General features: G+C 70.9%; 17 protein-coding genes. 10 read left to right on the top strand and 7 right to left on the bottom strand.

The window, feature by feature from the left end:
• Positions 1–254 precede the first annotated feature (254 nt).
• Complete coding sequence (locus WQ53_RS11810) at positions 255–1,382, bottom strand: Gfo/Idh/MocA family protein (RefSeq protein WP_052634062.1); 1,128 nt, start codon at positions 1,380–1,382, stop codon at positions 255–257.
• A 96-nt stretch (positions 1,383–1,478) separates the two neighbouring features.
• On the opposite strand from WQ53_RS11810, the gene WQ53_RS11815 reads away from it, so the two are divergent.
• A complete protein-coding gene (locus WQ53_RS11815) occupies positions 1,479–2,486 on the top strand; it encodes an SMP-30/gluconolactonase/LRE family protein (RefSeq protein WP_082113004.1) in 1,008 nt (335 codons plus the stop codon).
• Between the two features lie 95 nt (positions 2,487–2,581).
• On the top strand, positions 2,582–3,301 hold the full coding sequence (locus tag WQ53_RS11820; protein ID WP_052632629.1) for a hypothetical protein: 720 nt from the start codon (positions 2,582–2,584) through the stop codon (positions 3,299–3,301).
• A 506-nt stretch (positions 3,302–3,807) separates the two neighbouring features.
• Here the strand turns inward: WQ53_RS11820 and rlmM are convergent.
• From rlmM to WQ53_RS11835, 3 genes are all read right to left on the bottom strand, one after another.
• Positions 3,808–4,860 carry a 23S rRNA (cytidine(2498)-2'-O)-methyltransferase RlmM gene (rlmM, locus tag WQ53_RS11825; protein ID WP_052632631.1) on the bottom strand — a complete coding sequence of 351 codons (1,053 nt, stop codon included), beginning with the start codon at positions 4,858–4,860 and terminating at the stop codon, positions 3,808–3,810.
• A gap of 244 nt (positions 4,861–5,104) precedes the next feature.
• Positions 5,105–5,665 carry a nucleoside deaminase gene (locus WQ53_RS11830; RefSeq protein ID WP_052632633.1) on the bottom strand — a complete coding sequence of 187 codons (561 nt, stop codon included), beginning with the start codon at positions 5,663–5,665 and terminating at the stop codon, positions 5,105–5,107.
• Positions 5,666–5,680: 15 nt separating this feature from the next.
• On the bottom strand, positions 5,681–7,459 hold the full coding sequence (locus tag WQ53_RS11835; protein WP_052632635.1) for a glutamine--tRNA ligase/YqeY domain fusion protein: 1,779 nt from the start codon (positions 7,457–7,459) through the stop codon (positions 5,681–5,683).
• A 182-nt stretch (positions 7,460–7,641) separates the two neighbouring features.
• On the opposite strand from WQ53_RS11835, the gene WQ53_RS11840 reads away from it, so the two are divergent.
• Complete coding sequence (locus WQ53_RS11840; RefSeq protein WP_052632637.1) at positions 7,642–7,917, top strand: DUF2007 domain-containing protein; 276 nt, start codon at positions 7,642–7,644, stop codon at positions 7,915–7,917.
• A 12-nt stretch (positions 7,918–7,929) separates the two neighbouring features.
• Positions 7,930–8,583 (top strand): peptide-methionine (S)-S-oxide reductase MsrA, encoded by a 654-nt coding sequence (msrA, locus tag WQ53_RS11845; RefSeq protein WP_052632638.1) that lies wholly within the window; start codon positions 7,930–7,932, stop codon positions 8,581–8,583.
• A 624-nt stretch (positions 8,584–9,207) separates the two neighbouring features.
• Here the strand turns inward: msrA and WQ53_RS11850 are convergent.
• Positions 9,208–10,200, bottom strand: a complete 993-nt coding sequence (locus WQ53_RS11850; protein WP_052632640.1) for a transaldolase — start codon at positions 10,198–10,200, stop codon at positions 9,208–9,210.
• A 234-nt stretch (positions 10,201–10,434) separates the two neighbouring features.
• On the opposite strand from WQ53_RS11850, the gene pyk reads away from it, so the two are divergent.
• On the top strand, positions 10,435–11,901 hold the full coding sequence (gene pyk / locus WQ53_RS11855) for a pyruvate kinase (protein WP_052632642.1): 1,467 nt from the start codon (positions 10,435–10,437) through the stop codon (positions 11,899–11,901).
• A 436-nt stretch (positions 11,902–12,337) separates the two neighbouring features.
• Positions 12,338–13,348 (top strand): class I fructose-bisphosphate aldolase, encoded by a 1,011-nt coding sequence (locus WQ53_RS11860; RefSeq protein ID WP_052632644.1) that lies wholly within the window; start codon positions 12,338–12,340, stop codon positions 13,346–13,348.
• A gap of 303 nt (positions 13,349–13,651) precedes the next feature.
• On the opposite strand, the gene WQ53_RS11865 is transcribed toward WQ53_RS11860, so the two are convergent.
• Together WQ53_RS11865 and gshB are read right to left on the bottom strand one after the other, a co-directional pair.
• The gene (locus WQ53_RS11865) at positions 13,652–14,527 is read right to left on the bottom strand and encodes a TonB family protein (protein ID WP_052632645.1); all 876 of its coding nucleotides are present in this window, start codon (positions 14,525–14,527) and stop codon (positions 13,652–13,654) included.
• Positions 14,524–15,495 (bottom strand): glutathione synthase, encoded by a 972-nt coding sequence (gene gshB / locus WQ53_RS11870; RefSeq protein WP_052632647.1) that lies wholly within the window; start codon positions 15,493–15,495, stop codon positions 14,524–14,526. The genes WQ53_RS11865 and gshB overlap by 4 nt, the downstream gene beginning before the upstream one ends.
• A 233-nt stretch (positions 15,496–15,728) precedes the next feature.
• Here gshB and pilG point away from each other — a divergent pair, with 233 nt between their 5' ends.
• From pilG to WQ53_RS11890, 4 genes are read left to right on the top strand one after another with little or no spacing between them, the layout of a single operon-like run.
• Entirely contained in the window at positions 15,729–16,130 is a 402-nt protein-coding gene (gene pilG, locus WQ53_RS11875) for a twitching motility response regulator PilG (RefSeq protein ID WP_052632649.1), read from the top strand.
• Positions 16,131–16,149: 19 nt separating this feature from the next.
• Entirely contained in the window at positions 16,150–16,515 is a 366-nt protein-coding gene (locus WQ53_RS11880; protein ID WP_052632651.1) for a response regulator, read from the top strand.
• 1 nt (position 16,516) lies between these two features.
• Positions 16,517–17,047 carry a chemotaxis protein CheW gene (locus WQ53_RS11885; RefSeq protein WP_052632653.1) on the top strand — a complete coding sequence of 177 codons (531 nt, stop codon included), beginning with the start codon at positions 16,517–16,519 and terminating at the stop codon, positions 17,045–17,047.
• A gap of 37 nt (positions 17,048–17,084) precedes the next feature.
• A complete protein-coding gene (locus WQ53_RS11890; RefSeq protein WP_052632655.1) occupies positions 17,085–19,121 on the top strand; it encodes a methyl-accepting chemotaxis protein in 2,037 nt (678 codons plus the stop codon).
• The last annotated feature ends 45 nt before the right edge of the window (positions 19,122–19,166 follow it).

The following is a 19,166-nucleotide window of genomic DNA, read 5'->3' on the forward strand; positions in this document are numbered from 1 at the left end:
TCATGCCGGCTCCTACAGAAAGCACCGGCGCCGCACGCCGTTGTAGGAGCCGGGTTCAGCCGGCGACCCGACGCCGTCGGCACAGGCGACGCCCTCATGATCCCGACGCCCGTGTCGCCGTCATGCCGGCTCCTACAGAAAGCACCGGCGCCGCACGCCGTTGTAGGAGCCGGGTCCAGCCGGCGACCCGACGCCGTCGGCACAGGCGACGCCCCCCGTGATTCCGACGCCCATGTCGCCAGCAAGCTGCGCTCCTACAGCACGATGCGACGCCCGCCGTCGCGCGCCGAGGCGTAGACCGCATCGACCACGCGCATGTCGCGCACGCCTTCCTCGCCCGGCACCAGTGGCGCGGTGCCGTTGAGGATCGCCAGCGCGTCGTCGTCCATCTGCTTGGCCTGCTGGTGCGGCACGCCGTCGGCGAAGAGCTGGCCGTCGCTGGTGCGGCCCTTCAGCCCGCTGTAGGTCTGGAACGGCGACAGCTCGTACCAGCCGTTCTCGCAGTCGGCGCGCAGGGTGTTCATGTTCTGGCCGAAGCTGGTCGCGCATTCGGCCACCGCGCCGTCGGCGAACTCGAGGGTGAAGTACATGGTCTCGTCCACGCCCTCGAACAGCTGCGGGCGGCGGTTCTCCTGCCGCGCGGTCACCGCCACCGGTTCCTGGCCGCTGGTGTAGCGCGCCGCGTTGAGCGAATACACGCCCATGTCGTACATCGCCCCGCCGCCGTGCTGCGGCAGCAGGCGCCAGGGCTTGTCGGCCGGATCGACGTCGTCGTAGGCGTGGAAGCCGGCGTCGGCGCGCACCTTGAGGATCTTGCCGTAGGGCTTCTCGCGCGCCATCGCCACCAGCCGCTGGGTGTTGGGCTCGTGCTGCAGGCGGTAGCCGATGGTCAGCTGCACCTTGTTGCGGCGGCAGGCGTCGACCATCGCCTGGCCCTCGGCCGCATCCATCGCCATCGGCTTCTCGCACCACACGTGCTTGCCGGCGTTCGCGGCGCGCAGGGTCAGCGGCATGTGCAGGTCGTTCGGGGTGACGATGTAGACCGCCTGGATATCCGGGTTGTCGGCGATCCGGTCGAAGTCGTCGTAGCTGTAGACGTTGCGGTCGGGGATGCCGTGCTTCTCCTGCCAGACCGGGATCTTGTGCGGCGAGCCGGTGACGATTCCGGCCAGGTGGCAATGCTCGGCCAGCTGCAATCCAGGCGCGAGCTGGTGGGTGGCGTAGCCACCGAGGCCGATCAGGGCCACGCCGACCGAGTCCTTGCGCCGGGCGGCGCTGCGGTTCTTGTCCATGGGTTGTTCCGCGCGGAGGGGAAGGGTGGCGCCGATGCCGGCGCCGGCCAAGGCGGCGAGCAGCTGGCGGCGGGTGAGGTCCAGGGGCATGCGGTTCGCTCCGTCAGGGCGCGCCGGTGGCGCAGGCTGGCCCTGCACCATAGGACGCGAGGCGCCGCGCCGCCACCCCGGCGCGGGCATGCGGGCATGCCATGGACGAATACGTCGCCGCGCTCTGGCACACTGGCGCGCGCATCGCATCACAGGAAGGACGTCGCCATCGCCCGCTCGACCACGATCCGTACCGCGGCCCTGGCCGCACTGCTGTCCACCGTCCCCGCGTTCGCCGCGGATCAGCCGGCAGCGGCCGGAAACGCCGCCGCGGTCTTCGTGGCCCGTGACTTCGTCGGCGACGGCGTGTTTGGCAGCGGCATCGAAGGGCCGGCGACCGGGCCCGGCGGGATCCTCTATGCGGTCAGCTTCGGCCGCGACGGCACCATCGGCCGGGTCGAGCCGCAGGCCGACGGCAGCGGCCGCGCCCTGCTGTTCGTGGAGTTGCCGCTGGGCAGCACCGGCAACGGTCTGCGCTTCGGCGCCGACGGCACCTTGTACGTGGCCGACTACACCGGCCACAACGTGCTGGCCATCGACATGGGCACGCGCCAGGTGCGTGTGTTCGCGCACCTGGACGGTGCGCACCAGCCCAACGACATCGCCCTGGCGCCGGACGGCACGCTCTACGCCAGCGACCCGGACTGGAAGACCGGAAGCGGCCAGCTGTGGCGGATCGGCCGCGACGGCGCCGTGCGGCGGCTGGAGACCGGCATGGGCACGACCAACGGCATCGAGGTCAGTCCCGACGGCAAGCGCCTGTACGTGAACGAGAGCGTGCAGCGCACGGTCTGGGTCTACGACATCGGTGCCGACGGCGGTGTGTCCGGCAAGCGCCTGCTGCTCGAATTCCCCGACCACGGCCTGGACGGCATGCGCAGCGACGCCGACGGCAACCTGTACATCGCCCGCTACGGCGCCGGGGTGGTGGCGGTGGTGTCGCCGGAAGGGAAGGTCCTGCGCGAGGTGGCGCTGCGCGGGCAGAAGCCGACCAACGTCGCCTTCGGCGGCGCCGATGGCCGCGACGTGTACGTGACCCTGCAGGACCGCGGCGCGATCGAGACCTTCCGCAGCGAGCGGCCGGGGCGCGAGTACGGGCACTAGGGATGAGCCGTCCAGGCCTTGCCTGAGCCGCCAGGCCGGTCCCAGCCCTTGCGACGGCGATTGCCGATACTGGTCCACCGGAGGAGGCACCACCCATGCAGCAGCTGCAACTGAACGATCCGACGGCCTTCGCCGCCGAGTTCCTGCGCCAGACCCAGCTGCAGGGTTTCGGCGCGCTGAGCAAGCGCGACCTGGAGCTGCTGGTGTTCGTGCTGCTCGAGCGCGACGGTGCGATCGACCGCAATGCCAGCAACCACGCCGCCGCCGCGCAGCTGCGGGTGACCCCGTCGAAGCTGCGCGCACTGCGCCGCGACGGCTACGCGCGCTGGCGCCAACTGGTGGCCGAGCCGGCGGACGCGACCCTGCGCCGCATCCTCGGCCACGTGCTCACCGAGGCCAACCTGCGCGCCGGCAGCCGCCACGTCAGCGAGCGCAGCCGCAAGGATGGTTTCCTGGCCGTGCGCGTGGAGCATCCCGACGACCGCCTGCAGTTCGAGCAGGCGATCCTCGACGCCGGCGCGCTGCCGGTCTACGAGCGCAACCGCGAGGTGCTGGCGGTGCGTTTCGACACTTTGGTGGCGCTGGCCGAGCGCAGTGGCTTCCTGCAGCCGGACACCGAGGCGGTGGTGAAGGAGCTGCGCAAGCTGGCGCCGGCGTCGGAGGAACTGGCCGACCTGCTGAAGAAGGACGTGGCCAGGCTGCGCTGGGAGGACGCGCGCAACGCGCTCAACAGCCTCGGCGCCAAGGCCGTGTCGAGCAGCGCGGAGGGCGGGGTGAAGGCGCTGCTGAAGCTGGTGTTTCCGTTCCTGCCCTGAGCCTGCTGCCCCCGGCTTGGTGAAGCCGGCGCTGGCACTTCGGTTACTTCCTGCGGGCCCCGGCGCGACGACGACCGGGGCGTCGGGATGAGGGCGTCGCCTGTGCCGATGGCGTCGTGTCGCCGGCTGAACCCGGCTCCTACAACAGCTACGGCGTGGCCGCTCTTTCTGTAGGAGCTGACTTCAGTCGGCGACACGGGCGTCGGGATCACGAGGGCGTCGCTTGTGCCGATGGCGTCGTGTCGCCGGCTGAACCCGGCTCCTACAACAGCAGCAGCGCGGCCGCTCTTCTGTAGGAGCTGACTTCAGTCGGCGACATGGGCGTCGGGATCACGAGGGCGTCGCCTGTGCCGATGGCGTCGTGTCGCCGGCTGAACCCGGCTCCTACAACAGCAGCAGCGTCGGCCGCTCTTCTGTAGGAGCTGACTTCAGTCGGCGACACGGGCGTCGGGACCACGAGGGCGTCGCCTGTGCCGACGGCGTCGCGTCGCGGGCAAACCCGGCTCCTACAACGGGGTGGCGAAGACGGTGATCTCCTCGCGGTCGTGGTAGAGCTGGCGTGCGCGGATCTCCAGCGGCCGTCCGGCCTGCGCGGCGAACAGGTCCAGGCATAGCCGGGTCTCCTGCCAGCGCTTCTTCATCGGCAGCTTGAGGTTGAACACCGCGTGCCGGCACCAGCCCTCGCGGAACCACTGCGCCATGCGCGTGGCGACCTTGCTCGGCTGTTCGACCATGTCGCAGACCATCCAGTCCAGCGGCCGCGACGGATGCCAGTGGAAGCCGTCGGCGCGCAGGTGCTCGACCAGTCCGGTGTCGAGCACGTGCTGCCGCAGCGGGCCGTTGTCGACCGCGGTCACCCGCAGGTGCTGCCGGGCCAGCACCCAGGTCCAGCCGCCGGGCGCGGCGCCGAGGTCGGCGGCGGTCATGCCCGGGCGCAGCAGGTGTTCGCGCTGGTCGGCGTCAAGCAGGACCAGGAAGGCCTCCTCCAGCTTCAGCGCCGAGCGCGAGGGCGCCTCGGGGTGCAGCTTCAGCCGCGGGATGCCCAGCGGCCAGGGCGAAGCGTCGCGCGGATCGGCCAGGGCGAGCAGGGCATGGTCGCCGGCGAGGAAGCACACGTGCAGCCGCGGCAGCCGCGGATCTTCCTTCGCCGACAGCAAGCCGGCCTTGCGCAGCGCCGGGCGCAGCGCGTTGCCGAAGCTGCGCGCCAGCGCCGACAGCGGCTTGCCGGCGTCCGAATCCGGATGCTCGACCCACACGTCGCCCGCGCGCAGCCCGGCCGGCAACGCGGCCAGCAGCGGCGCCAGGCGGTCCTTCGGGTCCAGTCCGCGCAGTTCGGCCAGCAGGCGCAGCTTCTGCCGGGCGAAGACCAGCTCCCGGAAGGGCAGCGCGCGGGCCAGTGCCTGCGCGTCGGCGTCGTCGCCGGTGACGAACAGCACATAGCCATCGTCGCGGCTGGCGCGCGCATAGCCGGCGATGCCGGCCGCCGCGGCGCGCTCGCCGAGCTCGGCGGCCAGCTCCGGTTCGAAACCCTGGCGGCAGTAGCCGAGCAGGCCGTTCATGCGCAGCGCCCTGCGCCCGATTGCAGCGTGACGTGCAACGGCACGTCGTCCATCAGGGCCAGGGTGCTTCCTCCGCACATGCCAGCCGAGGCCACCGAGGCCGCAGCTCCCGCAACCCGGGCCCGGCACGTCCGCTGCGCGCAGGCCGCGGCCGGATACACACGCGTGGCGCGTAGGCGACCGCCGCCGCGACAGCGATGCGGAGTGGAGATGGCCGCCGGCATGCGCCCCGTCCGGCCGCGCATCAGTAGCGCTCGCCGCCGCTTTCGCCGTAGGCGCGCAGCACCGCGCGTGCGTCGCTGCGCAGGAGGTCGCGGACCACGGCGATGCCGCGGCGCTCGAGCTCGCCGATCCAGTCCGCCGGCAGCGGGCCCTCGTCGAACTCGGTCAGTTCCATCACGTCCTCGGCGCGCGCGCCGATCAGCAGCCGGTCGATCCCGGCCCAGATCGTGGCGCCGTAGCACTGGCAGCACGGCTGCGAGGAACTGGCCAGGGTCACCGGCGACAGCGCCTCGTTCAGGCGCGGGTTCTGCAGGCGCTGCTGGGCCAGCATGTAGGCCATGTTTTCCGCGTGCGCCAGCGAGGTGGTATGCGGCAGCACCCGGTTGACGCCGGCGGCGACCACGCGGTGGTCGGGGCCGAACACGACCGCGCCGAACGGCCCACCGGTATCCGCCTCCACGTTGCGGCGCGACAGCTCGATCGCCAGCGCGACCTTGTCCTCGTCGGAGACGAAGGTCGCCGCCTGGTCGAACGCGTCGTGGATCCAGGCGGGCAGGGTGAGGTGGACCTGGGCGTAGAGCATGCCGCCGCGCCTCGCTCAGCCCGCCGACCAGGTGTCGCGCAGGGTCACGCTGCGGTTGAACACCGGCCGCTCTGCAGTGTGGTCGTAGCGGTCGGCGACGAAGTAGCCGGTGCGCTCGAACTGGAACGACTGCTCCACCGCGGCCAGCGCCGCGGCCGGCTCGACCCAGCCCTGCACGGTCCGCTTCGAGTCCGGATTGAGGTGGTCGCGGTAGGTCTTGCCGTCGGATTCGTCGTCGGGCTTTTCCACCGAGAACAGGCGGTCGTACAGGCGGATCTCGGCGGCCACCGCGTGCTTCGCGCTGACCCAGTGGATGGTGCCCTTGACCTTGCGGTTGGCGCCTTCCATGCCCGGGCGCGACTCCGGGTCCAGCCAGCCGCGCAGTTCGGTGATGTTGCCGGCTTCGTCCTTCAGCACTTCGTCGATGCGGACGATGCCGGCGCCGCGCAGGCGCACTTCGCCGCCGGGCACCAGCCGCTTCCAGCCCTTCGGCGGGACCTCGGCGAAGTCCTCGCGCTCGATCCACAGCTCGCGCGAGAACGGCACCTGGCGTTCGCCCTGCGACTCGTCCTTGGGATGGTTGGGGAAGGTGAGCGATTCCTCGTGGCCTTCGGCCAGGTTGGCCAGCACCAGCTTGAGCGGATCGACCACCGCCATGCGCCGCGACGCGGTCGCGTCCAGATCCTCGCGCAGGCAGCCTTCCAGCACCGAGAAGTCGATCACCGAGTTCTGCTTGCTGATCCCGACCCGGTCGACCAGCAGGCGCAGCGAGGCCGGCGTGTAGCCGCGCCGGCGCAGGCCCTGCAGGGTGTACATGCGCGGGTCGTCCCAGCCGTCGACCAGGCCCTCGCCGACCAGCTGGGTCAGCTTGCGCTTGCTCATCACCGTGTAGTTGATGTTCAGGCGCGAGAACTCGATCTGGCGCGGCTTGGCCGCTTCCTTCGGCAGGCCCTTGGCGAGCAGCGGCTCGAGCAGGTCGGGGTTGCCGGCCAGGTCGACGTTGTCCACGCACCAGTCGTACAGCGGGCGGTGGTCCTCGAACTCCAAGGTGCACAGCGAGTGGGTGATGCCCTCGACCGCATCGCCCAGGGCATGGGCGAAGTCGTACATCGGGTAGATCGGCCACTCGGCGCCGGTGTTCTGGTGCTCGACGTGCTTGATCCGGTACAGCGCCGGGTCGCGCAGGTTGATGTTGCCCGAGGCCATGTCGATCTTCGCGCGCAGGGTGCGGGCGCCGTCGGCGAACTCGCCGGCGCGCATGCGCGCGAACAGGTCCAGGTTCTCCTCGACGCTGCGCTCGCGGTACGGCGAATTGCGGCCGGGCTCGGTCAGGCTGCCGCGGTACTGGCGCACCTCCTCGGCCGACAGGTCGCAGACGAAGGCCTTGCCGTCGCGAACGAGCTTTTGCGCGGCCAGGTAGTAGACGCCGAAGTAGTCCGAGGCGTGGCGCAGGCTGGCCCAGTCGAAGCCCAGCCAGCGCACGTCGTCCTCGATCGCCCGGACGAACTCGGGGTCCTCCTTGGCCGGATTGGTGTCGTCGAAGCGCAGGTTGCACAACCCGCCGAACTCGGTGGCCACGCCGAAGTTCAGGCAGATCGCCTTGGCATGGCCGATGTGCAGGTAGCCGTTGGGCTCGGGCGGGAAGCGGGTGCGGATGGCACTGTGCTTGCCGCTGGCCAGGTCCTCGCGGACGATCTGGCGGATGAAATCTTTCTTCGCCGATGCCGGGGCGTCGGTGGCGCGGATTTCCGGGGCGGCGTCGGCGGGCGGGGCAGGCGTGTCGGTGGGGGACATGGCGCGGGGCTGCGAAGGCAAACCGCAAGTTTAGCCGAGGCGCCGTGGACCGGCGGCGGCGGAGCGGGATTCGGCCTGGCCGGCCTGAACCGGCGCCCGCCGCGGTTTGGCCGCGGATCCCGGGCCGGGCGTATGCTCGGGACCACGCGGACGGTCGCTCCGCCGGCCAGGAGGATCCCGCCATGCAGGTCGCCTACCGCGCCCACAACCTGTTCGACGCCCACCTGGCCCGGCACGTGCTGGAGGATGCGGGCATCCCGGCGTTCGTGTTCGGCGAGAACCTGCTGGGCGCGGGCGGGGAGCTGCCGCTGTTTGGGATATTGCGGGTCTGCGTGCCCGATCCCTGCCTGGCGGATGCCGAATCGGCGCTGCAGGCGGCGGGGCTGCTGGGCGCAGGCTTGCCTGGCGAGGACCCGGACCCCATTTTGGAGGACGACCCCGGCCTGCTGCCGGCCTGAAGGAGCTCTCCCATGACCCTCGGCCCGAGCCTCGGCGTGGGCGCCTGGAAGCAGCGGCTGCCGCGCGGCCAGGACCTGCTGCCCGGCCGCGACCAGCCGTTGCCGCTGCACGACGTCCACTATGTCCATGGACGCCCGCTGCGCGGCGAATTCCCGGGGATGGAAGTGGTCGACCTCGGCCTGGGCTGCTTCTGGGGCGCCGAACGCAAGTTCTGGCAGCTGCCCGGTGTGTACACCACCGCGGTGGGCTACGCCGGCGGCGGCACGCCGAACCCGACCTACGAGGAAGTCTGCTCGGGCCTGACCGGGCACACCGAGGCGGTGCGCGTGGTCTACGACCCGGCGCAGGTGGACTTCGCCACCCTGCTCAGGACCTTCTGGGAAAGCCACGATCCGACCCAGGGCATGCGCCAGGGCAACGACGTGGGCACCCAGTACCGGTCCGCGATCTACTGCCATACCCAAGCGCAATGCGAGGCGGCGCTGGCCAGCCGCGAGGCCTACCAGCGCCAGCTGCGCGAAGCCGGCTATCCGCCGATCACCACCGAGGTCGCGTACCCGGCGCCGCCGTTCTACTACGCCGAGGACTACCACCAGCAGTACCTGTCGAAGAACCCGAACGGCTACTGCGGCCTGGGCGGCACCGGCGTTTCCTGCGCGATCTAGCTTTCCGCTTCCTCACCTTCGCGTGCATCGCGGGAGAGGGTTCTTCCGCCTTTGCCGAGGGGACTGTGCCGGCGACGTCGGGTCGCCGGCTGAACCCGGCTCCTACAACAGCCCGCCGCCGCTCTTCTGGCCGCCGCTCTTCTGTAGGAGCCGACTTCAGTCGGCGACACGGGCGTCGGAATCATGAGGGCGTCGCCTGTGCCGACGGCGTCGCGTCGGGAGCAAGCCCGGCTCCTACAAGAGCAGGTCGTCGGGCGACGAACGAGATCGGGCAGGCCTTGGCGATGACGAAGCCACGACCTGGAAGCTCCCGAAGACGTGGCAGGCCGGGTGTGTTGCGGCAGCGGCCATGGATGGCCGCGTCGGCGAGTCGGCACACGGATGTGCCGCCGAGACGACCGCAACACACCCGGCCTGCCGCGGCTCAGCCCGAAGCCGACCACGTCCGGCGCTCTTGCCGTAGCCTAGCCGTAGCAATGCAGGCCCATCCCCCTCGGATCGGCGAAGAGCCCAGAATCAACGGCACCACTTCCTGGCCCTCTCTTCGCCCGGGGCGAAGGAGGGGGGGAGCGTCGTTTGGGTGAAGGGCGTTGGAGCCGGCGAGGGTCGCGCCGGCGCCGCGGCTCACGCCAACCGCTGGGCGATGTCCGCCCGCAGCGCGTCCAGGTCCTTGGCAAAGGCGGCGATGCCCTCGGCCAGCTTCTCGCTGGCCATGGCGTCGGCAGCCAGGTCGGCGTCGAAGCGCGCCTGGTCGACCGGGGCGATGACCCGGTCCTCGCGCGGCACCGGCGACAGCCGGCGCTCGACCTTGCCGGTGGAAGCGTCCAGCTGCTCCAGCAGGTCCGGCGAGATGGTCAGGCGGTCGCAGCCGGCCAGGGCCAGCACCTGCTCGACCGAACGGAACGAGGCGCCCATCACCACCGTGGCCGCGCCGCGGCGCTTGAACTCGTCGTAGACGCCGCGCACGAACACCACGCCCGGGTCCTCGTCGATGCTCGCCGGCGCCTGGCCGTGGGCCTTGTACCAGTCGAGGATGCGGCCGACGAACGGCGAGATCAGGAACGCGCCGGCCTCGGCACAGGCGATCGCCTGGGTCGGGTTGAAGATCAGGGTCAGGTTGCAGTCGATGCCCTCGGCCTGCAGCTGGCGCGCGGCTTCCACGCCTTCCCAGGTGGCGGCGACCTTGATCAGGATCTTGTCGCGGCCGATGCCGCGCTCGGCGTACATGGCCACGAACTTGCGCGCCTTGGCCACCGTGGCGGCGGTGTCGTGGGCCAGGTCGGCGTCGACTTCGGTGGAGACGCGGCCGGGGACCAGGCCGCTGAGCATCGCACCGACGCCGACAGTCAGCCGGTCGGCGACCTCGTCGACTATCGCCTTTTCGACAGCCGCCTTGTCCGCGCCCTGGCCGCGCGCCCAGGCCAGCTCGCGCTCGATCAGTTCCGCATACACCGGCAGGCCCAACGCCTTCTTCACCAGGGTCGGGTTGGTGGTGCAGTCGACCGGGCGCAGGCGGACGATGGCGTCGTAGTCGCCGGTGTCGGCGACGACCACGGACAGTTCGCGCAGCTGCTGCAGGCGGGTGGGGGCGGGGGTGGAATCGGCGACGGCGCTCATCGTAGGCGGGCGGGATGCGTGGGGAGGAACTGCACATCGTAGCCTGCGCGGGCGGGCGCGTCGCGCACGGCCCGTGACCGACGAAATCGGTTGTCGTTGCAACCTTCTTCCCGTGCGCCCCCCGTGCGCGGGCGTATGCGTGGACCGTGGCCCGGTACCGCAGCGGACGCTGATGACAGCGCTGCCGGGCGATGCGCGGATGTGGTAGTTTTCCCTGCCTTTTGGGGACCCCACATGACCGACAGCCTGCGCCGCACCAAGATCCTCGCCACCCTCGGACCGGCCACCGATGCGCCGGGCGTGCTGGAGGCGCTGTTCCGTGCCGGCGTCAACGTGGTCCGCCTCAACTTCTCCCACGGCGATCCGTCCGGCCAGGCCAAGCGCGCGGCCGACGTGCGCGCCGCCGCGCAGCGAGTTGGCGTCGAGGTCGGCATCCTCGCCGACCTGCCCGGCCCGAAGATCCGCATCGAGCGCTTCGCCGCGGGCAAGATCGCGCTCAAGGCCGGTGACCGCTTCGACCTGGTCGCCGATCCGAACGCGCCGGCCGGCGACACCACCCAGGTCGGGGTCAGCTACCTGGGCCTGCCCGGCGACGTGGCGGCGGGCGACGTGCTGCTGCTCGACGACGGCCTGATGCAGCTGAAGGTCGAGGAGGTGCAGGGCGAGCGCATCGTCAACACCGTGCTCAACGACGGCGTGCTGTCCGACCGCAAGGGCCTGAACAAGCAAGGCGGAGGCCTGTCGCTGGGTGCGCTGACCGAGCGCGACAAGGAACTGATCGCGATCGTGGCGAAGATCGGCGTGGACTTCATCGCCGTGTCGTTCTGCCGCAACGCGCAGGACATGAACGACGCCCGTGCCATTGCCCGCTCGCATGGCTGCGACGCCGCGCTGGTCTCCAAGATCGAGCGCACCGAGGCGATCGAGAACCTGGTCGAGATCGTCGAGGCCTCCGACGTGGTGATGGTCGCCCGCGGCGACCTGGGCGTGGAGATCGGCGATGCCGAGCTGCCGGGCCTGCAGAAGAAGATCATTCGCGAGTCGCTGAAGCAGAACAAGGTGGTGATCACCGCCACCCAGATGCTGCAGTCGATGGTCGAGAGCCCGATCCCGACCCGCGCCGAGGTGCTGGACGTGGCCAACGCGGTGATCGACGGCACCGACGCGGTGATGCTTTCGGCCGAGACCGCCGCTGGCGCCTACCCGGTGCGCGCGGTGGAGGCGATGGCCCGGATCTGCCTGGGCGCCGAGCGCCAGTTCCAGAACGAGACCGACTTCGGCAAGGCCCAGCGTGGCCTGGAGCGTGCCGACCAGGCCATCGCCATGGCCACCATGTTCCTGTCCGAGCACATCGGCGTGCGCGCGATCGTGGCCATGACCGAGTCTGGCGGCACCCCGCGCTTCCTGTCGCGCTTCCGGACCAAGGCGCCGATCTACGCGATCACCCGCCACGACGGCGCGCGCCGGCGCATGGCGCTGATGCGCGACGTGTTCCCGATCAACTTCGACAGCCGCGGCCTGACCCCGCGCGAGGCCGCGCGCGGCAGCATCCGCCTGCTGGCCGATACCGGCCTGCTGGCGGCGGGCGACCGGGTGGTGTTCACCAGCGGCGAGCACATGGAGACCCACGGCGCGACCAACACCCTGCGCCTGCTCGAGGTCGGCCCCGACGGCCGCGCCAGCGGGCTGGGCGACCTCTGACGGTTGTCGCGCAGGATGACTGCAAGGGGCGCCGCAAGGCGCCCCTTTCCGTTGGTGCGGTCGCGGTGTCCTGCATGGGTCGCATCTGCCCGTGGGGAGCGCCAGGCCTATACGCGACCCCCGCACCGTCGGCGCAGGCGACGACCCCATGGTTCCGACGCCCGTGTCGCCGACTGAAGTCGGCTGCTACAGAGAGCGGTCGCGCCGCTGCTGTTGTAGGAGCCGGGTTCAGCCGGCGACCCGACACCGTTGCACAGGCGACGCGCTTGTGGTCCCGGCGCGCGTGTTGCCGGCAAGCTGGGCTCCTGCAAGGGCTGCGCCGCTGCGATGCAGGGGTGCCGGGACCGTAGGCGTGAACAGGCGGGCCAGGGCGCCGCTGCGCGCACGGCTATAATCGCCGGCTCCCCATCCACGCCGTCCGCGGCAGGAATCCCGCATGAGCATCGAACAGCTTGCCGAGACCGCCCAGGCCATGGTCGCCCCGGGCAAGGGCATCATCGCCATCGACGAGTCCACGGCCACGATCGGCAAGCGCTTCGCCGCCGTGGGCATCGAGAACAGCGAGGGGAACCGCCGCGCCTACCGCGAGCTGCTGCTGACCACGCCCAAGCTCTCGTCGCACATCTCCGGCGCGATCCTGTACGACGAGACGCTGCGCCAGTCCACCCAGGCCGGCGTGCCGTTCGCGAAGTACATGGCCGAACAGGGCATCCTCCCCGGGATCAAGGTCGACAAGGGCACCACCCCGCTCGCGGGCTTCCCGGGCGAGCTGGTGACCGAGGGCCTGGACGGCCTGCGTGCGCGCCTGGAGGAGTACTACCGGCTCGGCGCGCGCTTCGCCAAGTGGCGCGCGGTGATCAACATCGGCGAGGACATCCCGACCGGCACCTGCATCGAAGCCAACGCGCACGCGCTGGCGCGCTACGCCGCGCTGTGCCAGGAGCAGGGGCTGGTGCCGATGGTCGAGCCGGAGGTGCTGATGGACGGCGACCACGACATCGAGACCTGCTACGAGGTCACCGAGGCGGTGCTGCGCTCGCTGTTCGCCGCCCTGTACGAGCAGAACGTGCTGCTGGAAGGCACGATCCTCAAGGCCTCGATGGTCGTCTCCGGCAAGGACTCCGCCGAGCAGGCCGACGCCCAGGAGGTCGCCGAGTCCACCCTGATGTGCCTGAAGAGCACGGTGCCGGCGATCCTGCCGGGCATCGTGTTCCTGTCCGGCGGCCAGGGCGACGAGGACGCCACCGCGCACCTGGACGCGATGAACCGACTCGGCCCGAACCCGTGGCCGCTGAGCTTCTCCTACGGTCGCGCCATGCAGCAGGCCGCGCTGACGCTGTGGGCCAGGGACACGGCCGGCAACTTCAGGAAGGCGCAGGACATCGTGTTCGCCCGCGCCCGCGACAACGGCCTGGCCGCGCTGGGGCAGTGGCAGGGTGCGGACTGAGCCGCGCCGTCGCCAAGCCGTGAAAGAAACGCCGGCCCCCGCGCCGGCGTTTCCTTGTCTGTTGCTGGAGCCCGTTCATGGGCGTGCGGGCGCCGGGACCATGAGGATGTCGCCTGTGCGATGGCGTCGTGTCGCCGGCTGAACCCGGCTCCTAACAACAGCCCCGGCGCGGCCGCTCTTCTGTAGGAGCCGACTTCAGTCGGCGACACGGGCGTCGGGACTACGACGGCGTCGCCTGTGCCGACGACGCAGGGGATCGCCGGCAACCGGGTCCCGACGCACACGGCCACGGTCCACCGCCGCCTACTCGGTACGCATGTGCCCGCCCGGCACGAACACCCAGGTGCGGGTCACGTGCAGGATATCGACCTTGTCGCTGGTGTCCGGCAACGGCGGGAACGGTTCGGCCAGGCGCACGATCCGCAGCACGCCCTCGTCCAGCAGCGGGGTGCCGCTGGAGCGCAGGATCCGGGTGCTCTCGACCGTGCCGTCGCGGCGCACGCCGACGCTGACCACGACCTGGCCGCCGAGCCGCCGCTGGCGCGCCTCGTCGGGGTAGTTCAGGTTGCCGATGCGCTCGGCGCGGTCGACCCAGGCGCGCAGGTAGTTGGCGTAGGCGTACTCGCGGGTGCTGGCCGAGACGAACTTGCGCGTCGGCCGCTTGGCGTACAGCTCCGAGCGCAGGTAGACCTCGGCCGCCAGCCGCGCCATTTCGGCGTCGCGCGCGGCCCTGGCCTCGCTGACCGGCGGCAGCGGGGACTCCAGCGGTTCGCGCGGCTGCGCCTCGACCACCGTGTCCTCGCCGTGGCGGGTGGCCACCACCCGTGCCTGCGGCGGCGGCGCCTCGACCGCCGCACTCTGCTGCTCCGGCAGCGGCGCCTGGCCGGGCTCGGCCAGCGGGATCGCCCCGGCCTGCAGGTCGCGGGGCCGCTGCGCCTGGTCGTGTTCGCCGCCGCCGCGGTTGCTGGCCTGGGCCAGGAAGTCGGCCTGCTCGGGGGTCAGTTCGGTCCGGGTCTGGCTGAAGATCACGTCCAGGGTCGGCACCAGCGGCGCCTCGTCCCTGAACGCGAAGCCCAGGCCCAGGATCAGGACCCCGTGGACCAGCAGCGACAGCACCACGGTGGCGTTCAGCCGCTGGCGGGCACCGATCGGCGGCGGGGCGACGGCCGCGGCGCTCATGCGTGGCCGTCTGGCGGGACGGGGCCGGCCTCGATCGCGTCGAACAGCAGGCCGGCGATGTTGATCCCGAACTGCGCGTCCAGCTCGCGCACGCAGGTCGGGCTGGTGACGTTGACCTCGGTCAGCCAGTCGCCGATCACGTCCAGGCCGACGAAGCGCATGCCGCGGCGGCGCATTTCCGGGCCGACCTGGGCGGCGATCCAGCGGTCGCGCTCGCCCAGCGGGCGGCCCTCGCCGCGGCCGCCGGCGGCCAGGTTGCCGCGGAACTCGTCGCCCTGCGGGATCCGCGCCAGGCAATAGTCCACCGGCTCGCCGTCGACCAGCAGGATGCGCTTGTCGCCTTCCGCGATCTCGGGCAGCCAGCGCTGGGCCAGGGCCAGCTTGCGGCCGCCCTCGGTCAGCGTCTCCAGGATCACGTTGAGGTTGGGGTCGCCGGCCTGGCTGAGGAAGATCGAGCGCCCGCCCATGCCGTCCAGCGGCTTGAGCACGGCCTTGCCCTGTTCGGCGACGAAGGCCTTCAGCTCGGCCGCATCGCGGCTGATCCGGGTGGGCGGGCAGCACTGCGGGAACAGCATCGCCGCCAGCTTCTCGTTGAAGTCGCGCAGGCCGCGCGGGTCGTTGACCACCTGCGCGCCGGCCAGGCGCGCCAGGTCCAGGACCTGGGTGTCGTACAGGTACTCGGCGTCGACCGGCGGGTCCTTGCGCATCAGCACCAGCTGGCCCGGGCCGAACGGCAGGTCGGACCAGTCGCCCAGTTCGAACCAGCCGGCCGGGTCGTCGCGCACCGACAGCGGCGCCACCCGCGCCAGCGCGCGGCCGTCGCGCACCGACAGCCCGCCCGGGCGCACGTAGTGCAGCCGGTGGCCGCGCCGTTGCGCCTCCAGCAGCATCGCGAAGGTGGTGTCCTTGGCGATCTTGATCGACCCGATCGGGTCCATCACCACGATGAGGTCCAGGGGGGCGGGCATGTGCGCGAACGGCCAGTGCAGGGGCGTGGACCGGCGATGTTAGCCGATCCGGCCGTCCCCGCCGCCGCCGCGGAAATGCGAACTGCGGCACGGAATGAGACGGCGTTCGCAGCACGGCGGTCCAGGCGGCCTCCGGCGGCGACGGCGGGCTTGACAGTCCTTGGCCGTACTGGGATATAGACAGCTTCGCAGTGGCGCCACCAGAAGCGCCGCGCGCATGGGGAATTAGGGTAATGACAGAAAACACGGCCCCGACCGGGGCACTGGGCGGCTTGCGGGTCATGGTGATCGATGACTCCAAGACCATCCGCCGTACCGCCGAGACCCTGCTCAAGCGCGAGGGGTGCGAGGTGGTCACCGCCAGCGACGGGTTCGAGGCGCTGGCCAAGATCGCCGACCAGCAGCCGCAGATCATCTTCGTCGACATCATGATGCCGCGCCTGGACGGCTATCAGACCTGCGCGCTGATCAAGGGCAACCAGAAATTCAAGTCCACGCCGGTGATCATGCTCTCGTCCAAGGACGGCCTGTTCGACAAGGCCCGCGGCCGCATCGTCGGCTCCGAGCAGTACCTGACCAAGCCATTCACTCGCGAAGAGCTGCTGGGCGCCATCCGCACATACGTCAACGCCTGACCGGGGGGCAGGCAACAACATGGCTCGAATCCTGCTGATCGAAGACTCGCCGACCGACCGCGCGGTCTTCACCCAGTGGCTGCAGCGTGGCGGCCACCAGGTCATCCTCGCCACCAATGCCGAGGACGGCATCGACATCGCGCGCAAGCAGCTGCCGGACCTGGTGCTGATGGACGTGGTCCTGCCCGGAATGAGCGGTTTCCAGGCCACCCGCGCGCTGACCCGCGACGCAGCCACCAGCAAGATCCCGGTGCTGATCGTGAGCACCAAGAGCATGGAGACCGACCGCGCCTGGGGCATGCGCCAGGGCGCCGTCGACTACGTGGTCAAGCCGCCGCGCGAGGAAGACCTCCTCGAGCGCATCAACCAGCTGGTAACCACCTGACATGCGCACCCCCTTCGACATCCTCGCCGACTACGAGCAGCGCAGCCTGGCCCACGCGGTGCAGCTGCCGGCGCGCGAACTGGGTCCGGAGACCTGGCGCGGCGTCGGCTACCGCATCGGCGAGCACCGCCTGGTCTCGCAGTTCGGCGAGGTGGTCGAGATCCTGTCGATGCCGCCGGTCACCCCGGTGCCGGGCGCGCAGCCCTGGCTGCTGGGCATCGGCAACCTGCGCGGCAACCTGTTCCCGGTGGTCGACCTCAAGCTGTTCCTCGAGGGCGAACGCACCGTGCTGCACGAGGGCCAGCGCGTGCTGGTGATGCGCCAGCACGGCGGCGACGTGGCCCTGACCATCGACGAACTGTACGGCCAGCGCAGTTTCGGCGAAGAACAGGGGATCGACCCGGCGCCGCTGGCGCAGGGCCGCTACGCCCACTTCGTCGAGCGCGCCTTCCACAGCGACGGCGCCGACTGGGGCGTGTTCTCGCTCGCGCGCCTGGCCCGCACCCCCGAATTCCGCCAAGCCGCCGCCTGAGCCGGCCGGCCCGCACCGACACCGAGGTCTACACCGCATGAGCACCACACCGGACACTCCCAAGACCAGCCGCCTGGGTGGCGTCAGCACCGGCTTCTGGCTCGTCCTGCTGGCGCTGTCGGTGATCGTGTTCGGCCTGAACACGGGCGTGGCGACCTGGCAGGGCAGCCGCCTGGCCGGCGCCAGCACCGGTGCGGCCGACCTGCAGGTGCTGTCGCAGCAGTTGGCCAACCAGGGCCGCGACGCGGTGGCGGGCAACGCCGAGGCATTCAAGTCCTTCCGCGGGACCAAGGCGCAGATCGAGACCACCGTGGCCGACCTGCAGGGCCGCTTCGGCCAGGAGCCGGGCGTGTACGGCCCGCTGGAGCAGCTGGTCCGGGTGTGGACCCCGCTGGGTGCCAGTGCGGAGCAGATCGTGGCCAGCGAGCCGGCGGTGCTGGCCCTGGCCGGCAACGCCGACCGCTTCGCCGGCCGGGTGCCGCAGCTGCAGGCGCAGCTCAACGAGGTGGTGCGCTCGATGACCGCCGGCGGCGCGCCCGCCTCGCAGGTGTTCAGCGCGCTGCAGCAGGTCGTGGTGGCGGGCACCATGGCCCGGCGCGTGACCGAGATCCGCGCCGGCGGCCCCGGTGCCGCTGCCGCGGGCGACGCGCTGGCGCGCGACGCGGTGGTGTTCGGCCAGGTGCTCGAAGGCCTGGCCAAGGGCAACGAGGAACTGGGCGTGGCGCCGGTCCGCAACGCCGCCGCACTGGCCGCGCTGGAGCAGTCGCAGGCGCTGTGGACCGAGATGGTCAAGGACCTGGACGCGATCCTGGGCAGTTCCAGGAACCTGTTCGCCGCGCAGGGCGCGGCGGCCAGCCTGGTGGCCGGTTCCGACGACATGCTCGAGGCCAGCAAGAAGCTGTTCGACGCGTTCTCCGCGTTCGGTTCGGTGCGCGACACGCGCGTGTTCCCGAACTTCTGGCTCGGCATCGTGTCGGGCGTGATCGCGCTGCTGTCGCTGGTGTTCTTCCTCTGGAGCTCGGTGCGCAGCCGCCAGCGCGAGCAGGAGATCCGCTACCAGGCGCAGGTGGAATTCAACAGCCGCAACCAGCAGGCGATCATGCGGCTGCTGGACGAGATCAGTTCGCTCGGCGAAGGCGACCTGACGGTGAAGGCCTCGGTGACCGAGGACATGACCGGCGCGATCGCCGACGCGATCAACTACGCCGTCGACGAGCTGCGCCACCTGGTGACCACGATCACCGAGACCTCGGTGCAGGTGGCCGCCTCCTCGCAGGAGACGCAGGCCACCGCGCTGCAGCTGGCCGAGGCCTCCAACCACCAGGCCGAGCAGATCACCGCCGCCTCCGCGCGCATCCACGAGATCGCGGCCAGCATCGAGCAGGTGTCGCGCAATTCCACCGAGTCGGCGGAAGTGGCGCAGCGCTCGGTGGTTATTGCTGCTGAAGGAGCTGGCGTGGTGCGCGAGACGATCCAGGGCATGGACCAGATCCGCGACCAGATCCAGGAGACCTCCAAGCGCATCAAGCGCCTGGGCGAGTCCTCGCAGGAGATCGGCTCGATCGTGGAACTGATCAACGACATTTCCGAGCAGACCAACATCCTGGCGCTCAACGCGGCGGTGCAGGCCGCCGCGGCGGGCGAGACCGGCCGCGGCTTCGCGGTGGTGGCCGACGAAGTGCAGCGGCTGGCGGAACGCACCTCCAACGCGACCCGCCGCATCGAGGGCCTGGTCCAGGCGATCCAGGCCGACACCAACGAGGCGGTCAACTCGATGGAGCAGACCACCGCCGAGGTGGTGTCCGGCGCGCGCCTGGCCGAGGACGCGGGCACCGCGCTGACCGAGATCGAGCGCGTGTCCAACGCGCTGAACGACCTCATCAAGAACATCTCCGTCGCCGCGCAGCAGCAGGCCGGCGCGGCCGCCGACATCACCAAGACGATGGGCGTGGTCCAGCAGATCTCCGGACAGACCTCGCGCGGCGCGGGACAGACCGCCGACTCGATCGGACACCTGGCGCAGCTGGCGGCGGACCTGCGCCGCTCGGTGGCCGACTTCAAGCTGCCGGCCTGAGCCGCGTGCGACGGGGGAACGAGTCGATGACGATGGTCAGCAACA

The organism is Pseudoxanthomonas suwonensis (assembly GCF_000972865.1).
GTDB classification, from domain to species: domain Bacteria; phylum Pseudomonadota; class Gammaproteobacteria; order Xanthomonadales; family Xanthomonadaceae; genus Pseudoxanthomonas; species Pseudoxanthomonas suwonensis_B.

What these genes read in the sequence shown, in the direction of transcription:
- WQ53_RS11810 (WP_052634062.1), bottom strand. Translation starts at nt 1,382, where the DNA reads ATGCCCCTGGACCTCACCCGCCGCCAGCTGCTCGCCGCCTTGGCCGGC.
- WQ53_RS11815 (WP_082113004.1), top strand. Translation starts at nt 1,479, where the DNA reads ATGCCATGGACGAATACGTCGCCGCGCTCTGGCACACTGGCGCGCGCA.
- WQ53_RS11820 (WP_052632629.1), top strand. Translation starts at nt 2,582, where the DNA reads ATGCAGCAGCTGCAACTGAACGATCCGACGGCCTTCGCCGCCGAGTTC.
- rlmM (WP_052632631.1), bottom strand. Translation starts at nt 4,860, where the DNA reads ATGAACGGCCTGCTCGGCTACTGCCGCCAGGGTTTCGAACCGGAGCTG.
- WQ53_RS11830 (WP_052632633.1), bottom strand. Translation starts at nt 5,665, where the DNA reads ATGCTCTACGCCCAGGTCCACCTCACCCTGCCCGCCTGGATCCACGAC.
- WQ53_RS11835 (WP_052632635.1), bottom strand. Translation starts at nt 7,459, where the DNA reads ATGTCCCCCACCGACACGCCTGCCCCGCCCGCCGACGCCGCCCCGGAA.
- WQ53_RS11840 (WP_052632637.1), top strand. Translation starts at nt 7,642, where the DNA reads ATGCAGGTCGCCTACCGCGCCCACAACCTGTTCGACGCCCACCTGGCC.
- msrA (WP_052632638.1), top strand. Translation starts at nt 7,930, where the DNA reads ATGACCCTCGGCCCGAGCCTCGGCGTGGGCGCCTGGAAGCAGCGGCTG.
- WQ53_RS11850 (WP_052632640.1), bottom strand. Translation starts at nt 10,200, where the DNA reads ATGAGCGCCGTCGCCGATTCCACCCCCGCCCCCACCCGCCTGCAGCAG.
- pyk (WP_052632642.1), top strand. Translation starts at nt 10,435, where the DNA reads ATGACCGACAGCCTGCGCCGCACCAAGATCCTCGCCACCCTCGGACCG.
- WQ53_RS11860 (WP_052632644.1), top strand. Translation starts at nt 12,338, where the DNA reads ATGAGCATCGAACAGCTTGCCGAGACCGCCCAGGCCATGGTCGCCCCG.
- WQ53_RS11865 (WP_052632645.1), bottom strand. Translation starts at nt 14,527, where the DNA reads ATGAGCGCCGCGGCCGTCGCCCCGCCGCCGATCGGTGCCCGCCAGCGG.
- gshB (WP_052632647.1), bottom strand. Translation starts at nt 15,495, where the DNA reads ATGCCCGCCCCCCTGGACCTCATCGTGGTGATGGACCCGATCGGGTCG.
- pilG (WP_052632649.1), top strand. Translation starts at nt 15,729, where the DNA reads ATGACAGAAAACACGGCCCCGACCGGGGCACTGGGCGGCTTGCGGGTC.
- WQ53_RS11880 (WP_052632651.1), top strand. Translation starts at nt 16,150, where the DNA reads ATGGCTCGAATCCTGCTGATCGAAGACTCGCCGACCGACCGCGCGGTC.
- WQ53_RS11885 (WP_052632653.1), top strand. Translation starts at nt 16,517, where the DNA reads ATGCGCACCCCCTTCGACATCCTCGCCGACTACGAGCAGCGCAGCCTG.
- WQ53_RS11890 (WP_052632655.1), top strand. Translation starts at nt 17,085, where the DNA reads ATGAGCACCACACCGGACACTCCCAAGACCAGCCGCCTGGGTGGCGTC.